The sequence below is a fragment of the Metabacillus niabensis genome, assembly GCF_902829255.1.
GTDB lineage: Bacteria > Bacillota > Bacilli > Bacillales > Bacillaceae > Metabacillus > Metabacillus niabensis.
The window spans coordinates 1-2,107 of sequence record NZ_CADEPK010000062.1 but is presented as its reverse complement, the minus strand read 5'-3'; the positions used below and the strand labels follow the sequence as shown (position 1 = coordinate 2,107).

General features: G+C 32.5%; 4 protein-coding genes. 2 read left to right on the top strand and 2 right to left on the bottom strand.

The annotated features are described in order from the left end of the window. Positions 1–32: 32 nt before the first annotated feature. The gene (gene ypmT, locus HU235_RS07380) at positions 33–227 is read left to right on the top strand and encodes a protein YpmT (protein WP_095301282.1); all 195 of its coding nucleotides are present in this window, start codon (positions 33–35) and stop codon (positions 225–227) included. Positions 228–325: 98 nt separating this feature from the next. On the opposite strand, the gene HU235_RS07375 is transcribed toward ypmT, so the two are convergent. Next, positions 326–502 carry a hypothetical protein gene (locus HU235_RS07375; protein ID WP_170944391.1) on the bottom strand — a complete coding sequence of 59 codons (177 nt, stop codon included), beginning with the start codon at positions 500–502 and terminating at the stop codon, positions 326–328. A 393-nt stretch (positions 503–895) separates the two neighbouring features. Between HU235_RS07375 and HU235_RS07370 the strand changes: the two genes are divergently transcribed. Then, the gene (locus tag HU235_RS07370; RefSeq protein WP_174879790.1) at positions 896–1,684 is read left to right on the top strand and encodes an alpha/beta fold hydrolase; all 789 of its coding nucleotides are present in this window, start codon (positions 896–898) and stop codon (positions 1,682–1,684) included. A gap of 96 nt (positions 1,685–1,780) precedes the next feature. Here HU235_RS07370 and HU235_RS07365 read toward each other — a convergent pair whose 3' ends face one another. Then, positions 1,781–2,026, bottom strand: a complete 246-nt coding sequence (locus HU235_RS07365) for a DNA alkylation repair protein (RefSeq protein ID WP_095301280.1) — start codon at positions 2,024–2,026, stop codon at positions 1,781–1,783. Positions 2,027–2,107 lie beyond the last annotated feature (81 nt).

Sequence of the window (2,107 nt, the reverse complement as noted above, 5' to 3'; positions counted from 1 at the left end):
TAGAATTACTAGAGATGTAGGGGGAATATGATTTGAAAAATAAATTTGTTATCTTTGGGTTGATTTCAATTCTGATTTCGTTATTTTTTGGAGGCGTGGCTTATCAGGAGCTTGTTGCTGAAAACATGGATGAAGTATACTTGAATATTGGTTATTGTACGTTATTTTTAAGTATTGCTGTATATATGTGGCATATAAAGGATGAAAAACAAAAGAACAATAGTTGAAAATGAGAGGGGTGAACCTCTCATTTTTTTCATTTCTTCATGTGAAATATTTCATTCATTTTCCCTTAGTATATACTACTACAGGGTGATGAGATGAATTATTCAGCGTTTTCTTCAGTAGTTTCTTCTTCAGTAGTGTCTTCTTCAGTTTCTTCAGTTTCAGTTTGTTCAGTGTTTGTTTCTTCTTGATCAGTTTCTTCTGTGTTGTTACATGCAGCCATTAAGAATACAGCAAGTAATGATGCTCCTACTTTTAATAATAAGCTTTTGTTCATTGTTTTTTCCTCCCATGTAACGAATAAGTGATCACTATCGAACCAGCTGGCTCAATTTAATAATAATTGAAAATAAGTGCATGTATACTCATTTTACAAAAATTGTACATAAGCTTTATAATGTTTAAATTTCCTAAAAATTGGATTAACAATCTTTACAATAAGTTATCGTAAAGATAGGTAAAAGGATAGTTTTCAAGATAAGGATTCGGTCAAAAGTCCATTAATTTAACTTTGCAGAAAAGATAGCCTTAAAGATGTTCAATAAAATAATATTCGAATTAGTGAAATCAAAAATTCAGTTTTTTTCCATTGAAAAGTTTGTGAACGGATGAAATATTTGATACGATAGCTTTTGAAAGCCATTATAAGTTTGGACTCGGAGGGTGAAAAATGGAACGTTTTACTCAAAATGTAGGAGAGAACATGATTTCTTATTTGGATCAGGGAATTGGTGAAACTGTCGTTTTAATACATGGATTTTGTGGTAACAACAAATATTGGAAATATATCGTTCCTCACCTAGCGAAAAGGAAAAGGGTTCTTACAGTTGATTTAAGAGGTCATGGTGACTCAAGTACACCGAAAGATAGCTGTGAAATTACCGATATGGCTAATGATATTGCGATATTATTGGAAGAATTGAACATTCATCGTGCAACACTAATTGGACATTCTTTAGGAGGCTATGTTAGTCTGGCATTTGCAGAAATGTTTCCTGAAAGATTAAAAAGCTTTGGTCTCGTTCATTCAACAGCATATCCAGATTCAGAAGAGGGAAAGCATAATCGTGATAAAGGCATTGAGAGAATTCAAGCAGAGGGTATCAAACCATTTGTAAATGATTTAATACCGAAATTGTTTTCTGATGAAAATAGAGAAACTCTTTCAAATTATGTAGATGATGTGAAAAAGATTGGTTATAAAACATCGAACTATGGAGCAATTGGAGCTCTTAAGGCAATGAAGAATCGACCTGACCGAAATCATGTTTTAAAAAATGTAGACGTACCTGTTTTAATCGTTGCTGGAAGGGAAGATAAGCTAGTCCCATTAGATAGGGCATTTTCAGTTGAAAGATCATTAATTACTTCAGCTATCATAGAAGACTGTGGTCATATGTCAATGTTTGAACAGCCAGAAAAACTAGTCGAAGTTTTAGAAAACTTTCTTGAGAAATAAACGAAAGCCTCTTTAATAAGGGGCTTTTTGTTTATAGAATTCGTTAATTATCCGAAGATAAAATTTCATGATTTGCTAATTTGTTAGGATGATACGTTATTGGTTTAATTGTGCACGCTTAATAAACGACAATTCATCTTCAATTAGGCCGCAAATCCCACATTGAACTTTGTAATCAGGACCTGTGTATGGAACATGTAAAGGCCCTAGTAAAGCTTGATCAAGCTCCTCAACAACTTCACCAGTTTGTGGATGTAATTTAACAGACTTTGCTTGTTGTTCTATAATATTAAATCGTGAGCGATTTGTTTTGCAATTTGGACATAAATAAGGTGCTGTCATCGTTAGTTCCTCCCATAATTTCATTAAGCTTAGATAAATAGAAATTTTTAGGTTTTTATTTTATTTTGAACTTTTTGTAAC

Coding starts and splice junctions, on each gene's coding strand:
- HU235_RS07375 (WP_170944391.1), bottom strand. CDS start 502: ATGAACAAAAGCTTATTATTAAAAGTAGGAGCATCATTACTTGCTGTA.
- HU235_RS07370 (WP_174879790.1), top strand. CDS start 896: ATGGAACGTTTTACTCAAAATGTAGGAGAGAACATGATTTCTTATTTG.
- HU235_RS07365 (WP_095301280.1), bottom strand. CDS start 2,026: ATGACAGCACCTTATTTATGTCCAAATTGCAAAACAAATCGCTCACGA.